A 25,332-nucleotide genomic window follows, 5' to 3' on the forward strand; every position below is an offset into this window, starting at 1 on the left:
GCGGATGTAGTGGCTGGCGGCTGAAGCTGGTCTTCATTCCCGGGTTCCTCGCGATGTGAGTTGATCGGCCCGATCCATGTCGGTTCGTGCGTACACCTCGAAAGATCCGGCTCGCCGGGCCGCGGATCAACGGCCTTGGCGGGATCGCACCGTTTCCGCCTGGGAACGATCTTGTTTCGGTCGATCGTTCGTCCATGGAGACTCACTGATCACCCACCAAGCGTTTTGCCGCGAACGGCCGACGCCATATCGCTGTGCACGAGTGCGTTCGGGTGTCGGATCATGGGCAAATCACTACTTTCGCGGCTGTTTCTCGTGCTCGGCATGATGAGCGTGGCGCTGCCGGGTGCTGGTGCGGCCACGCTGTACGGCGGCGACTACGCCAGGATCGGCGTGCCGGACTTGCAGCAGGCCGTGGCTTTTTTCCGAGATGTGCTGAACTGTCGCCCGCTCGACCCGGCCGCAGGTGCGGTCGACAGCCCGCGGCAATCCAGTCTGCTGGCCTGCGACGCGGGTTCGATCATTGAACTGTTCGATGAGCGGGATGCCACTCTTTCACCCGCACGGCCGTCGCCGGAACAGGTTGGCCGCACCTTGCGATTCGTGACGGATGACGTCGTCCATGCTGACCAATGGCTGCGCGACGAAGGCGTCGACGTGAGCGGAATGCCGCACCGGTTGAGTTCCGGACCGCTGACCGGCCGTCTGGTACTGGATTTCGTGTCGCCCTGGGGCTTGCGCCTGCAGCTGCTGGACAGCAAGGCGGCGGGTTCCGTCGACAGCCATCTGGCGGCGGTCGAGATGCCGCTCGGTGGCGATTGAGGCTCAACGGCGGGCGCGGAAGAACTCGCGCAACATGCCGGCGGATTCCTCGGCCAGCAAGCCGCCAACCACTTCGATGCGATGGTTGTGGCGCGCATCCTGCAGGGTGTCGAACACGCTGCCGGCGGCGCCGGTCTTCGGGTCGGCGGCGGCGTAGACTACTCGGCCGAGGCGAGCGTGGATCATCGCCATCGCACACATCGAGCATGGCTCCAGCGTGACGTACAGCGTGGCGCCGGACAGGCGGTGGTTGGCCAGCTTCTCGCCGGCGGCGCGCATGGCCATGATCTCGGCATGGGCAGTCGGGTCGTGCAGGGTGATGTTGCGGTTCCAGCCCAACCCGACGATTTTCCCGCCCTGCACCAGCACCGCGCCTACCGGTACTTCGTTCTCGGCATCGCGGGCGTGCTTGGCCAATTGCAACGCGCGCTGCATGTACTGCACGTCGGCGGCCGAGAATTCGCCTGAGCTTCCAATTACTTCGTCAGTCATTTCAATGCATTGTGGCTTGAACATGAGAAAGCCGGCAAGTTGCCGGCCTTCTCGGGTGCGTTCAAGTGGTTGATTTCCCTACTCCCACTCGATCGTGGCCGGTGGCTTGCCACTGATGTCATAAACGACACGAGAAACACCACGCAACTCATTGATAATACGGTTTGAAACCTTGCCAAGAAACTCGTAGGGCAGATGCGCCCAGTGTGCGGTCATGAAATCGACGGTTTCCACCGCGCGCAGCGCTATCACCCACTCGTAGGCGCGTGCATCGCCCACCACACCGACCGACTTCACCGGCAGGAACACCGCGAACGCCTGGCTGGTTTTGTCGTAAAGGTCGGCCTTGCGCAGCTCGTCGATGAAGATCGCGTCGGCCTTGGCCAGCAATTCGGCGTATTCGCGCTTCACTTCGCCCAGGATGCGCACGCCGAGGCCGGGGCCGGGGAACGGGTGGCGGTAGACCATGGCGCGCGGCAGGCCAAGTTCCACGCCGATCCGGCGCACCTCGTCCTTGAACAGCTCGCGCAGCGGCTCGACCAGCTTCAGCTTCATGTGCGCCGGCAAGCCACCGACGTTGTGATGGCTCTTGATGACATGGGCCTTGCCGGTCTTGCTGCCGGCCGACTCAATCACGTCGGGGTAGATCGTGCCCTGCGCCAGCCATTTCACCTTGCTGCCGTCGGCGGTGATCTTGCTTGACTCCTCGTCGAAGATCTCCACGAACAGGCCGCCAATGATCTTGCGCTTGGTTTCCGGGTCGGTCACGCCTTCGAGCGCCTGGAAGTAGCGATCGGCTGCATCGACGCGAATCACCTTGACGCCCATGTGCTCGGCCATGGTGGCCATCACCTGATCGCCTTCCTGCCAGCGCAGCAGCCCGGTGTCGACGAACACGCAGGTCAGCCGGTCGCCGATCGCCTTGTGCAGCAAGGCGGCGACCACCGAAGAGTCGACGCCGCCGGACAGGCCCAGCAGCACGTGATCGTCGCCGACCTGGGCGCGCACGCGCTCGATCTGGTCGCCGATGATGTTGGCCGCGGTCCACAGCGTCGCGCAGCCGCAGATCCCGGTGATGAAACGCTTCAGCAGTGCCCCGCCCTGCTTCGTATGCGTCACTTCGGGGTGGAACTGCACGCCGTACCAGCGCTTGGCATCGTTCTCCATCACCGCGACCGGGATGCGGTCGGTGCTGCCGGTGACGACGAAGCCCGGCGGCGCTTTCGACACGTGGTCGCCGTGGCTCATCCATACATCCAGCTTGTGCTCGCCTGGGTGATCGGTGAGGCCGTCGAACAGGCGGCTGGGCGCCACGATATCCACGCTGGCGTGACCGAACTCGCGGGCATCCGCCGCTTCCGTGGCGCCGCCAAGCTGGGCGGCCAGGGTCTGCATGCCATAGCAGATGCCGAGGATCGGCAGGCCGGCGTCGAACACCTGCGGCGGTGCTTTCGGTGCGCCTTCCAGCGTAGTGGATTCCGGGCCGCCGGACAGGATGAAGCCTTTCGCGCCAAACGCGGCGATCTCGGCGGGATCGTGGTCCCACGCCCAGATCTCGCAGTACACGCCCAGCTCACGCACGCGCCGCGCGATCAGCTGGGTGTATTGCGCACCGAAGTCGAGGATGAGGATCTTGTCGTCGTGGAGCCGGGATTGGGGATTCGGGGTTCGGGACTCAGTCATGGCTGGCTGCACGCGGGAATGGAGAATGGGAAATGGGAAATAGAAAGAACCACGAGCTTCGGAGCGAAAGTGCGATCGGATAGGTGGACCGCTTTACCCATTTCCCATTCTCCATTCCCGGCTCCCGGATACTCAGGAATTCAGCCGGTAATTCGGCGCTTCCTTGGTGATCTGGATATCGTGCGGGTGCGCCTCGGTAACGCCGGCGGAGGTCACCTTGACGAACTGCGCCTTGTGCCGCACGTCCTCGACGGTGGCCGCGCCCAGGTAACCCATCGAGGCGCGCAGGCCACCGATCAGCTGGTGGATGATGTTGCGCAGCGGGCCGCGGTACGGCACGCGGCCTTCGATGCCCTCGGGCACCAGCTTGTCGGCGTCGGCTTCGTCCTGGAAGTAGCGGTCCTTGGAGCCGAGCTGCATCGCGCCGATCGAGCCCATGCCGCGGTAGCTCTTGTAGGAGCGGCCCTGGAACAGTTCGACTTCACCGGGAGATTCCTCGGTGCCGGCGAACATCGAGCCGAGCATCACGGTGGACGCGCCGGCGGCCAGCGCCTTGGGGATATCGCCCGAGTAACGGATGCCGCCATCGGCGATCAGCGGGATCTCGTCCTTCAGCGCGGTGGCGACCAGGTCGATCGCGGTGATCTGCGGCACGCCGACGCCGGCGACCACGCGGGTGGTGCAGATCGAGCCGGGGCCCACGCCGACCTTGACCGCGTCCACGCCCACGTCGAGCAGCGCGCGCGCCGCCTCGCCGGTGACGATGTTGCCGGCGATCACCTGCACCTGCGGGTAGTGCTTCTTGACCCAGCCGGCGCGTTCGATCACGCCCTGCGAATGGCCGTGCGCGGTGTCCACCACCAGCACGTCGACGCCGGCGTCGACCAGCGCGGCCACGCGCTGCTCGGTGTCGCCACCCACGCCGACCGCGGCACCGACCAGCAGCGCCTCGTGGCTGTCCTTGGCGGCATACGGGTTGTCGCGCGCCTTCTGGATGTCCTTCACGGTGATCAGCCCGCGCAACTGGAACGCGTCGTTGACCACCAGCACCTTCTCGATGCGGTGCCGGTGCAGCAGCTGCAGCACCTCGTCCTGGCTGGCGCCTTCCTTCACCGTGACCAGCTTGTCCTGGCGGGTCATGATGTTGCGCACCGGGTCGTCGGGCTTGCGCTCGAAGCGCATGTCGCGGCTGGTGACGATGCCGACCAGCTTGCTGCCCTCGACCACCGGCACGCCGGAGATGTTGTGCGCGTGGGTGAGCCGCAGCACTTCGCGGATCGAGGTGTCCGGGCCCACGGTGATCGGGCTGCGGATCACGCCGGCCTCGAACTTCTTCACCAGGCGCACTTCGGCGGCCTGCTGCTCGGCGGTCATGTTCTTGTGGATGATGCCGATGCCGCCGTTCTGTGCCATGGTGATGGCCAGCCGCGCCTCGGTGACGGTGTCCATCGCGGCCGACACGATCGGAATGTTCAAACGCAGGTTGCGGGTGAAGCGGGTGGAGGTGTCGACGTCGCGGGGAAGCACGACGGAATGGCCCGGAACGAGGTAAACGTCGTCGTAGGTCAGGGCCTCGGCGAGGATGCGCATGCGAAAAGTCCCGCTGCAAAGAGGGAATTATACGCGCCCTGCCGGTGGGCTCGCCAGACGTGCTGCTTAATGCAGCAACAACCGACGCGTCAGGCGACCCGACGCGGTGTCGTGCGCGCTTCCGCCGCCTCCAGCGTGTTCTCCATCAGCGTGGCCACCGTCATCGGGCCGACGCCGCCGGGCACCGGGGTGATCCAGCTGGCACGCTCGGCGGCCGGCGCGAATTCCACGTCGCCGACCAGGCGGCCGTCGTCGAGCCGGTTGATGCCCACGTCGATCACCACGGCGCCAGGCTTGATCCATTCGCCCTTCACCAGCCCCGGCTTGCCCGCGGCGACGATCATGATGTCGGCCTGGCGCACGTGGCTTTCCAGGTCACGGGTGAACTTGTGGCAGCAGGTGGTGGTGCAGCCGGCGATCAGCAGCTCCAGCACCAGCGGGCGGCCCACGTGGTTGGACACGCCGATCACCACCGCGTGCTGGCCGCGCACCGGGCGATCGGTGTGGCCGAGCAGGGTCATCACGCCCTTCGGCGTGCACGGGCGCAGGCCGAAACGGCGCAAGGCCAGCCGACCCACATTGATCGCCTGGAAGCCGTCGACGTCCTTGTTGGGGTCGATGCGATCGACCAGCGCATCCTCGTCGATGTGTTGCGGCAGCGGCGACTGCACCAGGATGCCGTGCACGTCCGGGTCGGCATTGAGCCGGTCGATCAGGGCGAACAGTTCGTCCTGGCTGGTAGTCGACGGCAGGTCGTAGCCGAACGAACGGAAGCCCACCTGCTGGCAGGCCCTGCGCTTGTTGCGGACATAGACCGCGGAGGCTGCGTCGTTGCCCACCAGCACCACCGCCAGTCCCGGCGGGGGCAGTCCCTGCGCGGTCCTGGCAGCGACGCGCAGGCCGACACGCTCCAGCAGTTCCTGCGCGATGCGCTTGCCGTCGAGGATGCGTGCGTTCATGGGAGAGGCCTGGCTGCGAAGTCCGCCATTATCCGGGCTCAGCCCGGTGCGCACAAACGGCGCATGCACCCGAAGGTCAGTGGGAAGCTCTTAGCGCGTGCGCTTGATCAGCTCGCTGAGCCGCCGCCTTGCCTTGTGCTGCTGTTCCTTGGTCAGCACCTTCTTGCGTCCGGCATACGGGTTCTCACCTTCGCGGAACACGATCCGGATCGGCGTGCCTTCCAGCTTGTAGCGCTTGCGGAAGAAGTTCTCGAGGTAACGCTGGTAGGCCGGTGCGATGTGCTTGGTGCGGCTGCCGTGGATGACGATGGTCGGCGGATTGGTGCCGCCCGGGTGCGCGAAACGCAGCTTCGGCGCATGACCGTTCACCAGTGGCGGCTGGTAGCTCTCGTAGGCTTTTTCCAGTGCCTTGGTGAGGTCGGAGGAGACCAGCTCTTTGGTCGCCGACGCATGTGCGCGCACCACTGCACGCATCAGTTCGCGCAGGCCGGAGCCGTGCAGTGCGGAGATCTGCACCTGCTTGGCCCAGTCGACGAACACCAGTCGCCGGTCCAGCGCGCGGCGGCATTCGTCGCGCTGGTACGAGTCCATGTCGTCCCACTTGTTGATCGCGATGACCAGCGCCCTACCCTCGTCGATCGCGTAGCCGATCAGGGTGAGATCCTGGTCGGCAAGGTTCTCGCGGGCATCGATCATCACCACCACGACCTGGGCGGCGGCGATCGATTGCAGCGTCTTGATGACGCTGAACTTCTCCACCGCCTCCTCGACCCGCGCCTTGCGCCGGATGCCGGCGGTGTCGATCAGCGTGTAGCGCTTGCCGTCGCGCTCCAGCGGCACCCGGATCGGATCGCGGGTGGTGCCGGCGACGTCGGAGACGATCAGCCGCTCCTCGCCCAGCAGGCGATTGATCAGGGTCGACTTGCCGGCGTTCGGACGGCCAACGATGGCCACGCGGATGCTGCCGTCCTCGCCCTCGGCTTCCGCCGCGGCTTCCCGGTCGGCCGGCAGCAGCGGCAGCAGTACCCGCAGAAAATCGTCGGTACCGCGGTTGTGCGCTGCCGACAGCGGCAAGGTGGCACCGATGCCGAACGCGAAGAACTCGGCCATGACGGCCTGTTCGTCGAGGCCGTCGGTCTTGTTGACCGCCGCCACGATCGGTTTGCCGCTGCGCCGCAGTTCGGCCAGGATCGCGTCGTCCTGCGGCAGCAGGCCGTCGCGGGCGTCGACCACAAACACCAGCACGTCCGCTTCGGCGATCGCCAGGCGCACCTGCCTGGCGGTCAGCACGTCCATGGCCTCGTCGATGCCGGACAGACCACCGGTGTCGACCACCACGAAGGGCCGTTCACCGGTACGGCAGATGCCGTAGTGGCGGTCGCGGGTGACGCCCGGCATGTCGGCCACCAGGGCGTCGCGGCTGCGCGTCAGCACGTTGAAAAGGGTCGACTTGCCGACATTCGGGCGACCAACCAGTGCGACGACGGGCAGCATGAGGAGCGCTTCGTTCCGGCGATCAGTGCGCGGACAGACGGTAGGCGCCGATGCGGCCCTCGACGTCCTCGACGTACACGATGTCGCCCACCACCAGCGGTTGTGCGCGGATCGCCTTCTTCGACAGGCGCTCGCGTGCGGCCAGCGCGCCGTCGCCGGTCTGCAGCCAGTGCACGTAGCCTTCCAGGTCGCCGACCACGACGTAGTTGCCCTGCACCGCCGGGCCGCTGAGCCAGCGGTATTTCAGTGCATCGTTCTTCCATATGTCGGCGCCGCCATTCTTGTCGAATGCCCACACCACCGAGGCGTCGTTGACGCCAAAGACCGCATGGTCGTTGACCGCCAGCGACTCGAAGCTGGAGAACGGATGCGTCCACAACGGGCGGCCGCTGGGGCCGTCGACCGCCGCCACGTTGCCGTGATAGGCGGTGCCGTAGAGCGTGCTGCCGTCCAGCAGGATCGCACCGTCCGCATCGTTCAGGCGGTCGATTTCGGTACGGCCTTCGCCGCTGGCCAGTTTCTGTTCCCACAGCTTCGCGCCATTGTCCTGGCGCAGGGCGACGAGCTTGCCGTCGTCGCTGCCGAAGAACAGCACGCCGTTGGCTGCCAGCAGCGCGCCGTTGCCGCGCAGGCTGAGCAGCGGCACGGTGCCCTGGTCGTAGACCCAGCGGCGCTGGCCGGTCGCGGCGTCCAGCGCGTAGACGCGGCCGTCGCCGGTACGCACCACGACCATGTCGCCGACGATCACCGGCGACGCCAGCACTTCGCTGCTCACCTCGACGTCCCAGCGCGGACTGCCGTCTTTCGCATTCACCGCGTAGACGTGGCCGTCCAGCGTGCCGACGGCGAGCAGGTCGCCATTGACGGCAGGCCCGCCGGCGTACTGGGCGTCCTTGCGCTTCTTGTCGCCCCAGCCGAACCAGCCGTGGGTGCGCGAGCTCTTCGACCACAGGCTCTTGCCGCTGGTGGCATCGATCGCGACCAGCTTGCCGTTCGTGCTGGCGGCGTAGAGCACGCCGTCGACCACGGTCGGGCGCAGGCGTGCGCCGCTCGTGCCGGCACCGTCACCCACGCTGGTTCGCCACAGGCGGGTGACCTGCAAGGTCGGCTTGAAGTCCTTGGCCAGCGGAGTCGGCGGCTGGACGTTTTCCTTCTTGAACGAATGGCACCCGGCGAGGGTTACCAGCGAAGCCAGCGCGATCAGCAAGGCACGTTTGATCATTTCAGGTTTCATGCACCCTGCTTCCCGGCCGTGGCCAAATCATCGAGTTTCATCTGCAAGGCGCCGCGTTGCGGCGCTTCCTCGCCCAGTGCCGTCAGGGCCGTCTGGTAGGCCTTGCGTGCTTCGTCCGAGCGTCCAAGCTTGACCAGCACATCACCGCGGAGTTCCTGCACCAGCCCCTGGTAGCTGTCGGCCGGGATGCGGTCCAGCGTGGCCAGCGCCTGCTTGCCGTGGTCGCGGGCCAGTTCCACCTGCGCGATACGCAGCAGCGTCAGCGACTTCAGCGGGGATGCACCGGCATGGCTCTCAGCCCACTCCAGCGACGACTCGGCCTTGTCCAGCTGGCCGGCCTGGACCTGCTGCTTGGCGCGCTCGCTGACCGCAAATACGGCAAATGGCGACTTCGCGTAATCCTTCATCAGTTGATCGGTCAGCTGCGAGGCGGTGTCCGCCTTGCCGGACGCCTGCGCAATCTGGATCTGCTGATAGAGCTGCGAAGCCTGCCCCTCGTTGCGCGCCTGATGGTTGCGCAATTGCTGCCAACCGAAGATGCCGACCAGGCCGATCGCGATGCCGACGACGATCGACATGCCATTGTCGCGCAGCCACTTCTGAACCAGCTCGCTCTGTTCGTACTTGTCGTATTCTTCAAATGCCATGCAATCACCATTCAAGAGGCCGCCCACACGCAGACGCGGGCACGGGCCGGTGCGGTAACCAAGGGAAAAAGCCGCTTGCGCCCGCTCGTTGCCGAGCGAACCGAGTGGGCAAGCATAACCGAAATGGGCCGCACGCAGCGGCCCGAGCGGTGATCAAAGGCTGGTGGCTGAGGCCTTGCCGTCCTGCATCTGCAGGCGGAAATGGGCAACGTTGGCGCGCCGGAAATCGTCCAAGCCGATCGAGTTGCCATCGATGCTGACCTGCGCACCGCTGGCGTTGCCGATGCGCACGTCCAGCGGCTGATCGCTGTGCCAGGTCTTGCTGCTGCCGGCGGCGAGCAGGCCGTACTCCAGCCGTGTGCCGTCGGCCTGTGTCACTTCCACCCAACTGGCCGAAGACAGGCTGAGGCTCAGGCTGTGGCCGTCGGCACCGCTGTTCGCGACCGGCGCGACCTGCCGCGCCGGCGGCGGCAGGCTGGCGCTTTCCAGGTTCGGGAACGGTGCCATCGAGGCCAGCAGCGGTTGCTCCTGTTCCGGCGGCGGCGGCGTCCTGGGCGATGCCTGCGGAATCGGCGTGCTGGCCGGCGCGTCGGTCGCCACGGCATCCGTGGCGCGTGTTTCCATCTGGGCGACCGGTGCAGCATCGAGTGGCGCAAGGTGGCTGAGGTCACGATCCAGCGTGCCGCGTACGCCCAGCCAGATCATCGGCACCACGATCACCGCGGTCAGCACGACGTAGGTGGCGGCCGTGGCGTAGCGATCCAGCAGGAAGCGCGAATGAGAGATGCCGCCGGTGGCCACCAGCGGCGGTTCGATCTGCTTGATGCGATCGAGCTCGACCTGGATCGACGCCTCGTTGATACCCAGGTGGTGGCCGTACTTGCGGATATAGCTGGCCAGATAGATCTTGGAGTCGATGCCGTCGTACTGGTCGCGCTCGAGCTGGCGCAGTACCCGGGCCGGCAACTTCAGCCCGTGGGCGCAGGCTTCCAGATCCAGACCCTGGGCTTCACGTGCCGCATGCAGACGACTGCCGAAACTCACCGTGTGGGGGCCTGTCGAGGACACATCCATGTTGAGCAAATTGATACCGAACAGCCCGGGCTCGTCTGGACGCTGGTCGGTCGATGGAGACTGCATGGAGGTCATGGGCTGGCAGTGGTGTCTAGGGTGTGCGCCTGCTCCGAATCCGGGAACTGGCTGAGCAATCGCTTGCTGTAGGTACGGGCACCTTCCGGGTTGCCCAGACGGATTTCGATGTCGTGGCCGAGCTTGAGCGACGCGGCCGTCGGCTGGCCCAGCGCATCGAACCGCTGGAGGAAAGCCCTGGCGCGAAATGCATCCTTGTTCAGATAAAGCGTGTTTGCAAGCTGGAAGAGTGCCTCCGCATTCTTGGGATTTCTTGCGATGGCGTCACGAAAACTCGCTTCGGCCCCGCTGGCGTCGTCGGCGCGCAACTGGCAGACGCCGGCGTTGGTCAGCGCCACGTCGGGGGTCTGGTAGAACGGATCGGCGACGGCTTTCTGGAAATACTGCTTTGCCTCGGCGATTTTCCCGGTATGGCAAAGGAAGACGCCGAGGTTGTTGTTCGGTGCACCCCTGGCCGGTTCCAGCGCCACGGCCTTGCGGTAATGCTGCTCGGCTTCGGGCAGCTTGTTGATGCGCTCGTACAGCACCGCGATCACGGTGTGCGCCGGTGCGTAATTGGGGTCGAATTGCAGCGCCTTGGTCAGCTTTTCCAGCGCGGTCTGCAGGTCGCCGTTGGTCATGTAGCGCTGGCCCAGCTCGGTATGGATCCGGGCGGCGTCCTCGGCCTGCTCCGCCTTGCTGGTCTGCGGCATGCTCTTGCCCAGCGAGCTGCTGTCCGTATGTGTGGTGATGCAGCCGGCCAGCGGCAACAGCAGGCTGAAGATCACGACCCGGTCAAATCGCATGCGTTGCCCCCTCGTCCTGCCGTTTGCGGATATCGGCGCTGCGCCGGGTGCGGTCGGTGACCTGTCCGGCCAGCTGGCCGCAGGCAGCATCGATGTCGTCGCCGCGGGTGCGCCGCAGCATGGTCAGCACGCCGGCATTCAGCAGCTGCGTCTGGAACGCGTGGATGTCGGCGGCGTCAGAGCGCTTGAACTGGGTGCCCGGGAAAGGATTGAACGGGATCAGGTTGACCTTGCACGTCGGCAGCTTGCGCATCAGCTTGATCAGCTGGCGGGCGTGCTCGGGCTGGTCGTTGACGCCCTGCATCAAGGTGTACTCGAAAGTGATCGAGGTGCGCGGCTTGCGCGCAATCCAGCGCTGGCAGGCTGCCAGCAGCTCGGCGATCGGATAGCGCTTGTTGATCGGCATCAGCTCGGTGCGCAGCTCGTCGTTGGCGGCGTGCAGCGACACCGCCAGCGACACGTCGATGGCCTCCGACAACTGGTCGATCAGCGGTACCAGGCCGGCGGTGGACAGCGTGACGCGCTTGGCCGCCAGACCGAAGCCCAGGTCGTCGCGCATCAACTTCATCGCCTTCAGCACGTTGTCGAAATTGGCCAGCGGCTCACCCATGCCCATCATCACCACATTGGTGATGCGCCGGTTCTGGTGGGTGACGTTGCCTAGGTACTTCGCCGCCACCCACACCTGGCCGATGATCTCGGCGGTGGACAGGTTGCGGTTGAAGCCCTGCGCGCCGGTCGAGCAGAACTGGCAGTTCAGCGCGCAACCGATCTGCGAGGAGACGCACAGCGTGCCGCGGGTCGGCTCGGGGATGTACACCGTCTCGATCGCATTGCCGCTGTCCATGCCCAGCAGCCACTTGTGCGTGCCGTCGGTGGCCACCTTGTCCAGCAGCGTCTTCGGCGCGCCGATGTAGCAGGCCTCGGTGAGCTTGGCGCGCAGCGCCTTGCCCACGTCGGTCATGTTCTCGAAGTCGTCTTCCAGGTCGTGGTAGATCCACTTCATCACCTGCTCGGCGCGATACGGCTTCTCGCCGAGCTGCGTGAAGAAATCACGCAGCCCCTGGCGATCGAAGTCGAGCAGGTTGACCTTGTTCGAGCTGGCGACGACTTGTTGCATGGTTACCTTGAAACCACATCCGTCGCCGCGAAGAAATAGGCGATCTCCACCTTGGCGGTCTCGACCGCGTCGGAACCGTGCACGGCATTGGCGTCGATCGACTCGGCGAAGTCGGCGCGGATCGTGCCCTTGGCCGCTTCCTTCGGGTTGGTGGCGCCCATCAGGTCGCGGTGGGCGAGCACGGCGTTCTCGCCTTCCAGCACGCTGATCATCACCGGGCCGGAGATCATGAACTCGACCAGGGCCTTGAAGAACGGCCGCTCGCGATGCACGGCATAGAAGCCTTCGGCCTCGGCGCGCGACAGCTGCTTCATGCGCGCGGCGACGATCTTCAGGCCGGCCTTTTCAAAGCGGGCATAGATTTCGCCGATGACGTTCTTGGCGACGGCATCGGGCTTGATGATGGAAAGAGTGCGCTCCAGCGCCATACGGGTCTGCTCCGGAAAAACGGATGGATGGGGAAAAAGGCGTGGCCGCTCGGGCCGGCAAAATCGGCTAATTCCGACATGGATTGCGGATTTAGCTCAGGAAAGTTTGACAGATTCTAACTCATACGCAAGTCGGCGGACGTTTGCAACAAACGCTCGTTTGACGGCTGCCGAGCTGTCCGCGTATGCTCAAACGATCGTTTGAACCGGCCCGTGGCCGATGGATGATTCCGCCCGTGAACAGCTCCGGCTCAACCAAGGAACGGATACTCGGCGCCGCCGAGCTCCTGTTCGCCCAGCGCGGCTTCGACGGGGCCTCGCTGCGCCAGCTCACTGCCGCGGCCGGGGTCAATCTGGCCGCGGTCAATTACCACTTCGGTTCCAAGGACAAGCTGGTCGAGGAAGTGTTCCGGCGCCGGCTGGACGCGTTGAACGAACGCCGACTGACGGCACTCGCCAAGATCGCCGGTGCCGAAGACAGCACCCTCGAGGACGTGCTGGAAGCGTTCATCCGCCCCGCCCTGGACCTGTCGCACGACGACAGCGGCGCCTTGTTCATGCGCGTGCTGGCACGCGCGTTCGCCGAGCACGACGACACCCTGCGCCAGTTCCTTTCCGCGAACTACGGCCACGTGATGCGCCAGTTCACCGCCGAGTTCGCGCGCCTGCTGCCGCAGCTGAGCAAGGAAGAGCTGTACTGGCGCATCGACCTGGTCACCGGTGCACTGACCCACGCGATGTCCGGCTTCGGCATGATCCAGCGCAAGAGTGACGTCAGCGAACACGTCCATCGCGAACAGACCGCGCAGCACCTGATCCGCTTCGCCATCGCTGGCCTCAGCCATCCCTGATCCACTTGCCCCACCTCTTTTGCATCCTCGGAGAAGCCAATGACCGCTGCATCCTCACCCACTTCAGCGCTGCGCATCCGCAAGGCCGCCGTGCTGGGCGCCGGTGTCATGGGCGCGCAGATCGCCGCGCACCTGACCAACGCCGGCGTCGAAACCGTGCTGTTCGACCTGCCGGCGAAGGACGGCCCGAAGAGCGGCATCGCGCTGAAGGCGATCGCCAACCTGGCCAAGCTGTCGCCTGCCCCGCTGGCCGACAAGAACCTCGCCGGCGCGATCATCCCGGCCAACTACGACGACGATCTCGACCACCTGAAGGACGTCGACCTGGTGATCGAGGCGATCGCCGAGCGGATGGACTGGAAGCTGGATCTCTACAAGAAGATCGCCGGCCACCTGTCGAAGACCGCGATCATCGCCTCCAACACCTCCGGCCTGTCGATCAACACGCTGGCCGAGGCGCTGCCGGAAGAAATGCGCCATCGCTTCTCCGGCGTGCACTTCTTCAACCCGCCGCGCTACATGCACCTGGTCGAACTGATCCCGACCCGGCTCACCGACCAGAACGTGATCGACGGCCTCGAAGCCTTCCTCGTCACCACCGTCGGCAAGGGTGTGGTGATCGCCCGCGACACCCCCAACTTCATCGGCAACCGCATCGGCGTGTTCTCGATGCTGGCCACCATGCACCACACCGAGCAGTTCAAGCTCGGCTTCGACACCGTCGATGCGCTGACCGGCCCGGCCGTGGGCCGCCCCAAGAGCGCCACCTACCGCACCGCCGACGTGGTCGGTCTGGACACCATGGCCCACGTCATCAAGACCATGGCCGACACCCTGCCCGACGATCCGTGGCACGCATACTTCAAGGCGCCGGTGTGGCTGGCCGGGCTCATTGAAAAGGGCGCACTGGGCCAGAAGAACGGCGCCGGCTTCTACAGGAAGGCCGGCAAGGACATCGTGGTGCTGGACGTGGCGAAGCAGGACTATCGCCCGTCCGAGCAGAAGCCGTCGGATGAAGTCGCCGCGCTCCTGGCGATCAAGGATCCGGCCGAGAAGTTCGGCAAGCTGCGCGCATCAAACGATCCGCAGGCACAGTTCCTGTGGGCCACCTTCCGCGATCTATTCCATTACACCGCCTACCACCTGGCCGACATCGCCGACACCGCGCGCGACGTGGACTTCGCGATCCGCTGGGGCTACGGCTGGAAGCTCGGCCCGTTCGAGACCTGGCAGGCTGCCGGCTGGCAGCAGGTCGCCGGCTGGATCGCCGAGGACATCGCCGCCGGCAAGGCGATGAGCAAGGCGCCGCTGCCCGCCTGGGTCACCGACGGTCGCAGCGGCGTGCATGGCAAGGCCGGCTCGTGGTCGGCCAGCGCCAACGCCGACAAGCCGCGCTCGCCGCATCCGGTCTATCGGCGCCAGCTGTTCCCCGATCCGATCCTCGGCGAGAAGTTCGATACCGGAAGCACGGTGTGGGAGAACGACGGCGTGCGCCTGTGGACGCTGGGCGACGACGGCATCGGCATCATCTCGTTCAAGACCAAGATGCACACGGTCAACGACCACGTGCTCGACGGCATCCAGCACGCCCTCGGCATCGCCGAGGAGAAGCTCAAGGCGGTGGTGATCTGGCAAGACTCCGAGCCGTTCTCCGCCGGCGCCGACTTGAAGGGCGCGCTCGGCCTGCTGCAGGCCGGCAAGTTCGACGACTTCGAGAAGATGGTCGCCAACTTCCAGCGCACCAGCATGCGCATCAAGCACTCGCTGGTACCGGTGGTCGCCGCCGTGCGCGGCTTGGCGCTGGGCGGCGGCTGCGAGTTCCAGATGCATTCGGCGCGCACCGTCGCGGCACTGGAAAGCTACATCGGCCTGGTCGAGGCCGGCGTCGGCTTGCTGCCCGCCGGCGGCGGCCTGCATGAACTGGCCGTGCGCGCCGCGAAGGCGAACCCGGCCGATCCGTTCGAGGAACTGAAGAAGGTGTTCGAAACCGTGGCGATGGCCAAGGTCTCCGCCAGCGCATTCGAGGCAAAGAACCTGGGCCTGCTGCGCAACAGCGACGTGGTCGTGTTCAACGCCTACGAGCTGCTCTACGTGGCCAAGCAGGTCGCCAATGCCCTGGCCGAATCCGGCTATCGTCCGCCGCTGTATGCCCGCGCCATCCCGGTGGCCGGCGACGTCGGCACCGCCACCTTCAAGGCCTCGCTGGCCAACCTGCAGGCCGGCTACTTCGCCTCGGAACATGACGTGAACATCGCCACCCGCATCGCCGACACCCTGTGCGGCGGCGTGATCGAACGTGGCTCGGCGGTCGACGAAGAGTGGCTGCTGGCGCTGGAACGCAAGCATTTCGTGGAGCTGGCGCAGACCGAAAAAACCCAGGCCCGCATTGCGCACACCATGACCACCGGCAAACCGCTGAGGAATTGACGGAGACGGACGGCTAGACATCCATCCCGAACCACTTCGTCATTCCCAAGGATCAAATCCCATGACCAAGCAAGTGCAAGAAGCCTACATCGTCGCCGCCACCCGCACCCCGGTCGGCAAGGCGCCGCGCGGCGTATTCCGCAACACCCGCCCCGACGACATGCTCGCCCACGTGATCCGCGCCGTGATGGCGCAGGCACCCGGCATCGACCCGCACCAGATCGGCGACGTCATCATCGGCTGCGCCATGCCCGAGGCCGAGCAAGGCATGAACGTGGCGCGCATCGGCCTGCTCTTGGCCGGCTTGCCCGACACCGTGCCCGGCGTCACTGTCAACCGTTTTTGCTCCTCCGGCCTGCAGTCGGTGGCGATGGCCGCCGACCGCATCCGCCTGGGCCTGGACGACCTGATGCTCGCCGGCGGCACCGAGAGCATGAGCATGGTGCCGATGATGGGCCACAAGATCGCGATGAATCCGGCGATCTTCAACGACGAGAACATCGGCATCGCCTACGGCATGGGCATCACCGCCGAAAACGTGGCCAAGCAGTGGAAGGTCAGCCGCGAACAGCAGGATGCGTTCTCGGTGGAGAGTCATCGCCGGGCACTGGCCGCGCAGGCTGCCGGCGAGTTCAACGACGAGATCAGCCCGTTCGCGCTGGATGACCACTACCCGAACCTCGCCACCCGCGGTATCGTCACCGACAGCCGCCGCATCGACAGTGACGAAGGCCCGCGCGCCGGCACCACCATGGAAGTGCTGGCCAAGCTGAAGACCGTGTTCCGCAACGGCCAGTTCGGTGGCACCGTCACCGCCGGCAACTCCTCGCAGATGTCCGACGGCGCCGGCGCCGTGCTGCTGGCCAGCGAAAGAGCGGTCAAGGAATACAACCTGCAGCCACTGGCCCGCTTCGTCGGCTTCTCCGTCGCCGGCGTGCCGCCGGAAGTGATGGGCATCGGTCCGAAGGAAGCGATTCCCAAGGCACTCAAGCAGGCCGGCCTCAACCGCGACCAGCTCGACTGGATCGAGCTCAACGAAGCGTTCGCCGCCCAGGCGCTCGCCGTGATGGGCGACCTCGGTCTCGACCCGAACAAGGTCAACCCGCTTGGCGGCGCCATCGCGCTGGGCCACCCGCTCGGCGCCACTGGCGCCGTGCGCATCGCCACGCTGGTGCACGGCATGCGCCGGCGCAAGCAGAAGTACGGCATGGTGACCATGTGCATCGGCACGGGCATGGGCGCGGCGGGCATCTTCGAAGCGCTCTGATTTTTCGCTCGTCATGTCGGCGAAGGCCGGCATCCAGCGCCTTTCGCTGAAACAACAACGGCGCCGTATCGCTACGGCGCCGTTGCTCTTTCAGCAAGGCGAGGTCACGCAGGTTGGGGGCATCGCGAACCCAACAACCCGGCCAACCCGGCGCCTCGCCGGGATTCGCTTCGCTGGCCCCAACCTAACGGGCTGCGATCGCGTGAATCACGGCTTGCTTGCAGGCTCCGCGCATTGTCCCTGGGCGCAATCGAAGTCGACCTTGATGCCGCGGCCCACGACGACCGGCACGTTCACATGCTTGACGACGGGACGGCCGTCCTCTTCCAGCGTCACCGTGTAAACACCGACCGGCAGCGGGCCGATGCGGTAGCGGCCTTTGGCATCCACCTGGGCCTGGCGCTGGACTCCGGTCGCCGTGTTGTGCGCCGTGATGGTGTCGCCCGCCGGCGCCTTTCCGAAGACATTGCCCGCGGTGGCTTGTGCGTAGACCGAGGCCGATCCCGCCGCACCACACATGCCGATGACAGTCGCCATCGCCAGACTCCGGAGCGAGAAGCCGCGGCGATGCCGTGGACGGTTGCTTGAGAGGGAGCTGTTGTTGCTCATGGGATTTTCCTGATTCCGTTTGACTGTGGGGACATGAGCCCGCCAGACCGTTTGGCAGTCCGCTCATGGGGAAGTTCGGGACGGTTTTGTCCGCCCGCCGGGCCTGGGGATGGCTGACGGCAGGCATCGCTTCGCTCTCCGTCCTCGGCCACCCGGTAAATGACCGACGCCACAAACCGGATGGCCGGGCGCAGCCTACGCCGGCGTCAGGTGACCGTTGAAGGGTCAGAGGTCATTGGAGGCCGGAAGTCACGGCCCCATGAAAGCCGGCGACAGTGCACATGCTTCTTCCCGCAGAACCAGGCGAACAGGTTCAGCCCTTCTTCGGCGACGGCTTGACCGGCCAGGGCGCTGCGCGCCAGCAGGCGTTGTAGAAGTCCTTGATGGCGTGCCGGGCGGGATAGAGCACGAAGGTGGCGCCGTAGCGGAACGCGCTGCGCCTGCCGCCGACCCAGGCGCCGAGGGAGTGTGACGAAAGCAGGTGCCCCAGCTCGGCCGGCGGATAGGGCCGGGTTATCACGACGGCGTCATCGACGGCGCGGGCTGCACCGCGCGGCTCGACCAGCACTTCCTGGCGATCGACCTCGAAATACGATCGCGTTTCGTGCGCCACGATCTGCCTGGCACGGGGTGCGCCCACCAGATCGTACGCGGTCAGCGTCACGCTGCCCGGCCGGCATTGCAGGACGAGCCGATGGCTGCCGTCGCGGTCATCCTGCTGGAGGTCCAGGAAAGGCGCCGGCGGCAGAAGCCAGCTTTTCGTCTTGAGGGGAAGTCGGCCATTGTTGGCCAGGCCGGCGACGGTCATCTGATCCGCGGTCAGCCAGGTCGGCGAGTCGCCCGGTGGCGTCGGCGCCAAAGCGAGCCCGTCGAGATCGATGCCCATGCTCTTCAGGTATGCATCCGCCTCGCCGCTCTCCGACTGGTTCGGTGCGGCGCCCGCCGCCTGGTGACGGATCAGGCTGATGCGGTCGCTGCCCGTGGGAGCCCACCGGTAAAGGCCGCCGAAATAGGCATAGGTACAGGCTCCGCTGCAGACGGCCGCCTTGATGCCTCGATACCCGGCACGGCCTTTGTGCCGCGGTGTTCCCAGATGCGTCGTCATCGCGCCGGCGCGAAACAGCCGTCCCAGCGCCATGCCGGCAGCCAGGTCGCCCTGCACGGAATTCAGGTAGACATCGGACCCGGGCGAAATCTTCCCCGACTTCACCAACGTCTCGAACCGCTGCGGCGCGTCGGCGTCGATCACGCCATACAGATAGATCTGCGGCGCCCCGGCGATCATTACCGTCATGCGGTCGTCGTTGACCTGGATGACCATCCGCGGCGGGGTTGCGTTCCCGCTGCCACGTGCCGTGGTGCCGTGGGCAGGCACTGTGCCCGCCAGACCCGCGATGAGCAACAACAAACCCCGACATGCCATGTGGGTACGCGCCCTGCTCCAGCAGGCGGTGTTTTCGGATTTGCCGTATCGCACTACTGCTCCCGCGCTTCAAACGATGGAGTTTTAGGGGCTCAAGATGTCCTACAGGTGAACACGGGATCGCGGCTCTCGTCGTTACCGCGAGGCGCCCAGGCAAGCGCCGCCCGTGTCGGGTTCACGGGTTCGCCCCGATCGTCCCCGCTGCCGCATCATCGGCCTCCCCCAGCAGCCTGCCCAGCGCTGCACCCAGCGCAAGATCATCCAGCACCCCGAAATGCTGCTCGCGCAACCTTCCCTGCGCATCGATCAGCATCAGCGTGGGCGTGTCTTGCATGGCGTAGGCGCGCATCGTCAGCGGCAACGGGTCGCCATCGGCGTACGCGTCCACGCCGACGGGGAACGCATAGCGGTATTCGTACAGAAACGCTTCCAACGCCAGCGGCCCTTGCGCCTCGTGATGCTCGAACACCGTATGCAGCCCGATCACCGCCACGCGGTCGGCAGGAAAGGTCTGCCGCACGCGCTGCATCTGCGGCAGCGCGTGCACGGCGCAACCCGGACACAGCATCTGGAAAGCGTGCGCGACGACCACGCGGCCGCGCAAATCGGCCAGGGTCAGCGGCGCGCTGTTGAACCAGCGCGACACCTGCCACGGTGGCGCAAGCTGCCCTGTCGTCATGGTCTGCCTCCCGGAATGGAATGCTTCGAGTTTGTGCGTTCTGCGGGTGGTTCACAAACGCGGGTGTCGTGCATGCCGAAACTCGCGGCGGGCAGCGCAGCACGATGCGCAGGATCTGAAAAGTCTGGCCGGTTTCAGACCACTCGCGGCATTGCCAGCATGTTCATCACCAACCGGATCATGGTGTCCTTCTGTGCCGGGTCGGATTCGGCGACCAGCAAGGCCAGTGCAGCCAGACCGATGTCGTTGATCACCGGTATACCGACCGCATCCAGCAGGCGGCCATTGCGGTTGAGAAAGTCCACGAACAGAAATGCGCCGCTACGCTTGTTGCCATCGCTGAACGGGTGATTCTTGATCACGAAGTACAGAAGGTGCGCCGCCTTGGCCTCCACCGTGGGATAGGCTGGCTCACCAAACACGCTCTGGTCCAAGTTGCCCATCAGCGCGTCGAACGCGTCTCCGCGCTCCTGTGCGAACAGTGCGGTGGCTTCGCCGCGAGCTATGAGATTGGCCTTGAGGTCGGCCAGCGCAGCACGTGCTTCGGCCATGGATGGCAACGTGCCACCGGGTTGTGCGGCCGGCTCGGCCAGCAAGCCCTCGTCGTAGCGCTGCAATAGCAGAAAGGTCTGCGCGTAGCGGCTGACGATATTCAGCAGTCCGCGACTGGTATCCAGCCGCAGCTCCGGGCTCTGTGCGGCCCTGCCCACCAGCTGCAGCATGGCCGTCAACTCGCGCGCATTGGCCTCGAACCGCTCGTCATTGTGGCGGGCGTTCAGATGCTCGCGCAGCACCTTGGTGGCCCACTGACGAAAGCGCGTACCTTGCACCGAGTTGACCCGATAACCCACCGACAGGATCGCATCGAGGTTGAAATACTCGACCTGATAGGTCTTGCCATCGGCGGCAGTTGTTGCATTTTTTGCAACAACTGAAAATCGCTCCAACTCGCCATCCTTGAATACATTGCGAAGATGGCGAGAAATCACCGATTTGTCGCGGCCAAACAGTTCCGCAATCTGGTTCAAGGCCAGCCACAGCGTATCGCCGCGCAGCTGCACTTCGACGCGCTGGCCGTCGGCAGACTGATAAAGCAGGATCTCGTTGCTGGTCTCGTTCACAGCTGGCCTCCTCGGCGATGTATCCGAGGATAGCCGGGAGAACACCGCGAGTCTGCCACTGCGCAACGGCCGAGACACGCCAAGACGCTTACCGACATCTGCGGTCGGTCAGGTCAGTTTGTGGCCCAGCCAGCTTGACGACACCAACGTGGAGCCGGAACATTTCCGGCCGACGGCTCGCCGCGTACCCCACAGCCAGGAAGCTCCGCTCATGCGCACCCATGGCACGTTGACCCAATGGAATGACGATCGCGGATTCGGTTTCATCGCGCCGGCGCAGGGCACCGAGGAGATTTTCGTGCATGTTTCCGCCTTTCCGCGGGACGGTATCCGCCCCCGCATTGGCGAACTCGTCTCCTTCGAGATCGACCTGCGCGGCGATGGCAAGAAGCGGGCGGTACGCATCATGCGCCCCGGCAGCAGAACAAGATCGCGTCCCGCACGCCGGATGCAATCAACGACAACCCGCCAAGGCACATTTGCCATGATTGCCGGCCTGCTGATGCTTGCTGCCAGCAGCTGGTACGGCTACTCGCGGTTCGCCACGGACCGCACTCAGCCACCTGCTCCGGCAGCACGCGCGATCCAGACACTGCCTATCGCGCCCGCGCAAGCCTTTACCTGCGACGGCCGCACCCAGTGTTCCCAGATGACCTCATGCGCCGAGGCCACCTTTTTCATCAAGCAGTGCCCGGGCACGCAGATGGACGGCGACGGCGATGGGAAGCCTTGCGAAAGTCAGTGGTGCGGGGGTAGTTGGGCCGATTGACGAACGCTACAGGATCACGACGCGGCTGCTGGATTAAGTGGCGCTGCCCCGGAAACGGGAACGACGCCGTTGTGATGCGGCGCCGTTCTCGTATCAGGAAGTAGCTCTGCCCCAGTTACGAGCCGTGGTGTGACGTCAAGTTGACATTCAGATCGGCAATGAGCTGACGCAGGATGTTGTCGACTGCGAGCTTGGTCGACTGTTGCACAGCGTTCTTCATGGCAAACGCGCCGCCCCAGAACATCTTGCCGCCCTGCGTAGTGCCATCGGCCTGGTATACCTTGCTGAAGACATCTTGGTTGCCGCGCCGATAGGTGACTTTGAGTGAGACGTGTGCTCCAAGCTCGACGTAGGTGTAACTCTGCAGGTCGAAAACGAGCAGGCCATCATTGGCGGTGCCGCCCTCAGATTTCGCGAGTTTGCCGAATGCGGCCTGCACATCATGTGACTGCAAGGTATCGTCCAGCACCTGGCCAAACTGCACGACCCACACGTTTGCATAGCCAGCCATCGCGGAGCGGAACTCATAATGATTCGCGACAGTTGCTGGCGAGATCGTGTATTCCGATGCCGCCTTGGTTGATGGAAGCTGTGACGCGCCCTGATTGTTGATCAGGTATTGCGAATAGTCCTTTGCCACATCGTGTCTGATCGAACATCCGGACAGCAGCAAAGCCGCTGCAAATACAGCAAGAAGTGTCTTCATGTTTCCTTGCTCCCCTGTCTTCGTTGTAACTTCAAGAACCGCAACAACACTAGTACTACTTACCGCTCGCGTTGCTGCGCCCGAAACACCCGCCTGACCTCCGGTTCCAGCACATCCACCTGCCGCTTCTGCTGAAACATCGCCCGCTCCCCTGCCCCGAGCTGGCAATTCCGCGACAACGTGTCTGCGCCTTCCGAAGTGGTAGCCAGGAGGTCCTGCACGTTGACGACCACGCTCAGCGTGTCGCCCAGCGGTTCCAGCGCGAGGCAGATGGTGTCGATGGTGGCCATGCTGCGGTACTGACTACCGCCGACCAGCACCAGCAGGTTGGCGTTGTCGATCCAGACGGCGGACTGCACGCCTTGCAACGGGCGCACGGCGGCGCGGGCGGCTTCGTGGTCGATGCGGCGGGACGCGTCGGCCAGATGCATGTCGCGCATCAGGTTCTTGTGCATCGCGTTGATGTGCGCCTGCATGGCGCGCTGGTCGCCGCTCAGGCCCGCCACCTCGACGCCGGCGAGATGGCCGGCGGTGATCAGCGGGTTCATGTCCTGGCCGGCCTGTTGCGGTCGGCGTGTAGCGGTGGTCGCTTCCCCGTCTGCCTTGCTGCAGCCGGTCGCGGCGACACAGGTGATGGCGGCGGCGATCAGCCAGCGCTGCATGGACATCCATTCCCCCCCCGGAATACCGGCCGAGCATAGCTCAGCGAAAAGGTGATGGCATGCTTTGCCGGCCCTGCGCGATGCTTCCGCTGCCATCGCGGCGCAAGAAACGGAGTGCGCGGCCGGCCACGAAAGGCCGATCCTGATGACTCCACCCTATTGTTGGCACGCCTTCCGGCACAGGCGCCGGAAGGCGCAATGGCGTGTGATGCACAGCCGGCAGGCGACTCCGCGGAAGGCACGGACCGTGGCCGGTACCGAACCGTTTTCAGACTGCGAAGCGAGACCGCCCATGACGATGCGCCCGGCAGCACCCCGAACTCCGCACCGGCGCTGCTTGCGCCGGCTGGCATGGAGCCTGTCCTGCGCTGCCCTGTTGCCGCTCGCTGCACTGGCGCAGGACGTGCCGTCCCGCGCCGTCACGCCGGTGTCCGCGGCATCGCCGCCGCGCCAGTCGCAGGACGATGCCTGGTGGACCGGGCCGATGCTGGCGAACTCCGCCGCCACCCTGCCGCGCGGCCACGTCCTGATCGAGCCTTATGTCTATGACGTGTCCTCGCCGCATGCCGACGGCTACGGTTCGCTCACCTACATGCTCTACGGCCTCACCGACCGGCTGACGGTCGGCCTGATGCCGGTGCTGGGCTACAACCGCATGGATGGCCCGGGCGACAGCAGCGGGATCGGGCTGGGCGACGTCAGCGTGCAGGCGCAGTACCGGCTGACCGATGTGCCGGCGGGCAGTTCGCGGCCCACGGTCTCGCTGCAACTGCAGGAAACCCTGCCGACCGGCAAGTACGACCGGCTGGGCCGGCGACCCGGCAACGGCCTGGGCAGCGGCGCCACCACCACTACGCTGCAGGTCAACACGCAGACGTATTTCTGGTTGTCCAACGGCCGCATCCTGCGCATGCGCTTCAACGTGGCGCAATCATTCTCGACGCGGGCACGGGTCGAGGACATCAGCGTCTACGGCACCCCGGACGGCTTTCGCGGGCACGCCCGGCCGGGGCGTTCGTTCTTCGTCAATGCGGCCTGGGAGTACAGCCTCAGCCAGCGCTGGGTGCTGGCGCTCGACCTCACCTACCGGCGCAGCCACGGTGCCCGCGTGCGCGGCGACGACCTCAATGGCGTGCCTGCCTTGCGTCTGGACGGCCGCTCCAGCGAGGCGTTCGGCTTTGCCCCGGCCATCGAGTACAGCTGGAGTCCGCGGCTCGGCGTGCTGTTCGGCACCCGCGTGATCACCGGCGGGCACAACACCGCGACCACGATCACGCCGGCGGTGGCCTTCAACTACGTGCACTGAGGCCTGCATCGCTCGCTATCCGCCCTTGTCGACACGGTGGAAGCGAACACGTTCCCGGATACCGTTCGTGGTGAGCCGGTCGAACCATGGACGGTATCGGCGTCGGCCGTCCATCCTTCGCCAGACTCGGGGCGAACGGTCTTGCAGCGGTCCTTGAACTGCTTCGGCGGTCGGGCGGTGCGCGGCGGCGCGGCGCGCCGAAGAAAAACGGCGGTGCGATTTTGCCCATGCGCGCCTGCATCACGCCGTCTCGTGCGTACTGCCCTCCGCTGCACCCACATCCCTCCCCCATGATCGCGATGAATGCATCAGGACGGACCCTTCGGCCAGCCGCGGCCATATCCGTTCCTACCAGGCCACCGCCTATCTGGGTTATGCGCCGGGATCGTGGTTCGTCAACGGGGCGCTGGTCTATGGGCTGGATGACTATTCCAGTTCGCGCCGGGTCGCGTTCCCGGGGATCGACGAGACGGCGCGCGCCGACTACAGCGGTCGCCAGTACACCGCGTTCGGTGCGACCGGGTATCACTTCTACGTAGGCGATGGACGCAGCGTGATCACGCCGACGGCCACCGTGCAGTACACCCGCATGAAGATGCCCGGCTACCGCGAGTTCGGCGGCAACTCGGTCAATCTGGCGGTCGATGCGCAGACGTACCGTTTCCTGCAGTCCGGCCTGGGCGTGAAGTTCTCCCGCGACTTGGCCACCTCCGGCGACCTGACCGTACGCCCCGAGATGCACGCCAACTGGCTGCATTCGTTCAGCGGCCGCAGCGTGAGCGAGACCGCGCAGTTCGCCAGCGGCGGGCCGTCGTTCACCGCCACCGGAGTCAAGCCGGGCCGCGATCTGGCCGAGCTGGGCGCGGGCCTGCTGATCGCCGGCGGCAACCGCTGGTCGCTGGCCGGCGCCCACCGCTGCCAGTTCAATCGCAGCTACAAGGCGGGGCCAGGTCATGGTGAAGGTTGCCGTGGCGTTGTGAGGGCGACTCCTGTCCGGAGTGGCAGACTGATGGGGTGACGCGCCGCGCGTACGGCTCCGGCGTGCGCTGGCTGGCGTCGGCGAGCGGGATTTCCCTGCGTTCGTCCTCAGCTGGTCGAAGGACGGATGG

Annotated in this window: 24 protein-coding genes; 7 read left to right on the forward strand and 17 right to left on the reverse strand. The window is 65.6% G+C overall.

Annotation, left to right across the window (positions count from 1 at the left end; all coding sequences use genetic code 11):
* The first annotated feature begins 282 nt into the window (after positions 1 to 282).
* Positions 283 to 822: a VOC family protein gene (locus tag R2APBS1_RS08640; protein WP_015447646.1), complete on the forward strand. Its 540-nt coding sequence runs from the start codon at positions 283 to 285 to the stop codon at positions 820 to 822.
* Positions 823 to 825: 3 nt separating this feature from the next.
* Here R2APBS1_RS08640 and tadA read toward each other — a convergent pair whose 3' ends face one another.
* The 11 genes from tadA to ndk all read right to left on the reverse strand — a co-directional run bounded on the left by tadA (position 826) and on the right by ndk (position 12,403).
* Positions 826 to 1,314 carry a tRNA adenosine(34) deaminase TadA gene (gene tadA / locus R2APBS1_RS08645; RefSeq protein ID WP_027489550.1) on the reverse strand — a complete coding sequence of 163 codons (489 nt, stop codon included), beginning with the start codon at positions 1,312 to 1,314 and terminating at the stop codon, positions 826 to 828.
* A gap of 78 nt (positions 1,315 to 1,392) precedes the next feature.
* Positions 1,393 to 2,997, reverse strand: coding sequence for a glutamine-hydrolyzing GMP synthase (guaA, locus tag R2APBS1_RS08650; protein WP_007508362.1), 1,605 nt, complete (start codon positions 2,995 to 2,997; stop codon positions 1,393 to 1,395).
* 132 nt (positions 2,998 to 3,129) lie between these two features.
* Positions 3,130 to 4,587, reverse strand: a complete 1,458-nt coding sequence (guaB, locus tag R2APBS1_RS08655; protein WP_015447648.1) for an IMP dehydrogenase — start codon at positions 4,585 to 4,587, stop codon at positions 3,130 to 3,132.
* Positions 4,588 to 4,676: 89 nt separating this feature from the next.
* On the reverse strand, positions 4,677 to 5,546 hold the full coding sequence (folD, locus tag R2APBS1_RS08660; RefSeq protein WP_015447649.1) for a bifunctional methylenetetrahydrofolate dehydrogenase/methenyltetrahydrofolate cyclohydrolase FolD: 870 nt from the start codon (positions 5,544 to 5,546) through the stop codon (positions 4,677 to 4,679).
* 90 nt (positions 5,547 to 5,636) lie between these two features.
* Positions 5,637 to 7,040 (reverse strand): ribosome biogenesis GTPase Der, encoded by a 1,404-nt coding sequence (gene der / locus R2APBS1_RS08665; protein ID WP_007508358.1) that lies wholly within the window; start codon positions 7,038 to 7,040, stop codon positions 5,637 to 5,639.
* 22 nt (positions 7,041 to 7,062) lie between these two features.
* The gene (gene bamB, locus R2APBS1_RS08670) at positions 7,063 to 8,274 is read right to left on the reverse strand and encodes an outer membrane protein assembly factor BamB (protein ID WP_015447650.1); all 1,212 of its coding nucleotides are present in this window, start codon (positions 8,272 to 8,274) and stop codon (positions 7,063 to 7,065) included.
* Positions 8,271 to 8,921, reverse strand: coding sequence for a YfgM family protein (locus tag R2APBS1_RS08675; RefSeq protein ID WP_015447651.1), 651 nt, complete (start codon positions 8,919 to 8,921; stop codon positions 8,271 to 8,273). The genes bamB and R2APBS1_RS08675 overlap by 4 nt, the downstream gene beginning before the upstream one ends.
* A 153-nt stretch (positions 8,922 to 9,074) precedes the next feature.
* Positions 9,075 to 10,070 (reverse strand): helix-turn-helix domain-containing protein, encoded by a 996-nt coding sequence (locus tag R2APBS1_RS08680; protein ID WP_015447652.1) that lies wholly within the window; start codon positions 10,068 to 10,070, stop codon positions 9,075 to 9,077.
* Positions 10,067 to 10,855, reverse strand: coding sequence for a type IV pilus biogenesis/stability protein PilW (gene pilW, locus R2APBS1_RS08685; RefSeq protein ID WP_007508350.1), 789 nt, complete (start codon positions 10,853 to 10,855; stop codon positions 10,067 to 10,069). The genes R2APBS1_RS08680 and pilW overlap by 4 nt, the downstream gene beginning before the upstream one ends.
* Positions 10,845 to 11,975, reverse strand: coding sequence for a dual-specificity RNA methyltransferase RlmN (gene rlmN, locus R2APBS1_RS08690; RefSeq protein WP_007508349.1), 1,131 nt, complete (start codon positions 11,973 to 11,975; stop codon positions 10,845 to 10,847). The genes pilW and rlmN overlap by 11 nt, the downstream gene beginning before the upstream one ends.
* A 2-nt stretch (positions 11,976 to 11,977) precedes the next feature.
* Positions 11,978 to 12,403, reverse strand: a complete 426-nt coding sequence (ndk, locus tag R2APBS1_RS08695) for a nucleoside-diphosphate kinase (RefSeq protein WP_007508348.1) — start codon at positions 12,401 to 12,403, stop codon at positions 11,978 to 11,980.
* 185 nt (positions 12,404 to 12,588) lie between these two features.
* Between ndk and R2APBS1_RS08700 the strand changes: the two genes are divergently transcribed.
* From R2APBS1_RS08700 to R2APBS1_RS08710, 3 genes are all read left to right on the forward strand, one after another.
* Positions 12,589 to 13,254 carry a TetR/AcrR family transcriptional regulator gene (locus tag R2APBS1_RS08700; RefSeq protein WP_015447653.1) on the forward strand — a complete coding sequence of 222 codons (666 nt, stop codon included), beginning with the start codon at positions 12,589 to 12,591 and terminating at the stop codon, positions 13,252 to 13,254.
* 39 nt (positions 13,255 to 13,293) lie between these two features.
* The gene (locus tag R2APBS1_RS08705; RefSeq protein ID WP_015447654.1) at positions 13,294 to 15,681 is read left to right on the forward strand and encodes a 3-hydroxyacyl-CoA dehydrogenase/enoyl-CoA hydratase family protein; all 2,388 of its coding nucleotides are present in this window, start codon (positions 13,294 to 13,296) and stop codon (positions 15,679 to 15,681) included.
* 61 nt (positions 15,682 to 15,742) lie between these two features.
* Entirely contained in the window at positions 15,743 to 16,948 is a 1,206-nt protein-coding gene (locus R2APBS1_RS08710) for an acetyl-CoA C-acyltransferase (protein ID WP_007508344.1), read from the forward strand.
* Between the two features lie 207 nt (positions 16,949 to 17,155).
* On the opposite strand, the gene R2APBS1_RS08715 is transcribed toward R2APBS1_RS08710, so the two are convergent.
* The 4 genes from R2APBS1_RS08715 to R2APBS1_RS08730 form a co-directional block, all read right to left on the reverse strand.
* Complete coding sequence (locus tag R2APBS1_RS08715; protein ID WP_015447655.1) at positions 17,156 to 17,557, reverse strand: carboxypeptidase-like regulatory domain-containing protein; 402 nt, start codon at positions 17,555 to 17,557, stop codon at positions 17,156 to 17,158.
* A gap of 313 nt (positions 17,558 to 17,870) precedes the next feature.
* Positions 17,871 to 18,878, reverse strand: a complete 1,008-nt coding sequence (locus R2APBS1_RS08720; protein WP_007508339.1) for a hypothetical protein — start codon at positions 18,876 to 18,878, stop codon at positions 17,871 to 17,873.
* Between the two features lie 277 nt (positions 18,879 to 19,155).
* The gene (locus R2APBS1_RS08725; RefSeq protein WP_015447657.1) at positions 19,156 to 19,659 is read right to left on the reverse strand and encodes a redoxin domain-containing protein; all 504 of its coding nucleotides are present in this window, start codon (positions 19,657 to 19,659) and stop codon (positions 19,156 to 19,158) included.
* 134 nt (positions 19,660 to 19,793) lie between these two features.
* Positions 19,794 to 20,780: a virulence RhuM family protein/type II toxin-antitoxin system death-on-curing family toxin gene (locus R2APBS1_RS08730; RefSeq protein ID WP_015447658.1), complete on the reverse strand. Its 987-nt coding sequence runs from the start codon at positions 20,778 to 20,780 to the stop codon at positions 19,794 to 19,796.
* Between the two features lie 211 nt (positions 20,781 to 20,991).
* On the opposite strand from R2APBS1_RS08730, the gene R2APBS1_RS08735 reads away from it, so the two are divergent.
* Positions 20,992 to 21,549, forward strand: a complete 558-nt coding sequence (locus R2APBS1_RS08735) for a cold shock domain-containing protein (RefSeq protein ID WP_015447659.1) — start codon at positions 20,992 to 20,994, stop codon at positions 21,547 to 21,549.
* 115 nt (positions 21,550 to 21,664) lie between these two features.
* Here R2APBS1_RS08735 and R2APBS1_RS08740 read toward each other — a convergent pair whose 3' ends face one another.
* Positions 21,665 to 22,255, reverse strand: a complete 591-nt coding sequence (locus R2APBS1_RS08740) for a hypothetical protein (RefSeq protein WP_015447660.1) — start codon at positions 22,253 to 22,255, stop codon at positions 21,665 to 21,667.
* 59 nt (positions 22,256 to 22,314) lie between these two features.
* A complete protein-coding gene (locus R2APBS1_RS08745; protein WP_015447661.1) occupies positions 22,315 to 22,917 on the reverse strand; it encodes a hypothetical protein in 603 nt (200 codons plus the stop codon).
* Positions 22,918 to 23,209: 292 nt separating this feature from the next.
* On the opposite strand from R2APBS1_RS08745, the gene R2APBS1_RS08750 reads away from it, so the two are divergent.
* Positions 23,210 to 24,223: a transporter gene (locus R2APBS1_RS08750; protein WP_015447662.1), complete on the forward strand. Its 1,014-nt coding sequence runs from the start codon at positions 23,210 to 23,212 to the stop codon at positions 24,221 to 24,223.
* A 367-nt stretch (positions 24,224 to 24,590) separates the two neighbouring features.
* Positions 24,591 to 25,241, forward strand: a complete 651-nt coding sequence (locus R2APBS1_RS19610; RefSeq protein WP_231381793.1) for an autotransporter outer membrane beta-barrel domain-containing protein — start codon at positions 24,591 to 24,593, stop codon at positions 25,239 to 25,241.
* Positions 25,242 to 25,332 lie beyond the last annotated feature (91 nt).

Origin of the sequence: Rhodanobacter denitrificans, assembly GCF_000230695.2 — a bacterium.
Taxonomy (GTDB): Bacteria; Pseudomonadota; Gammaproteobacteria; order Xanthomonadales; family Rhodanobacteraceae; genus Rhodanobacter; species Rhodanobacter denitrificans.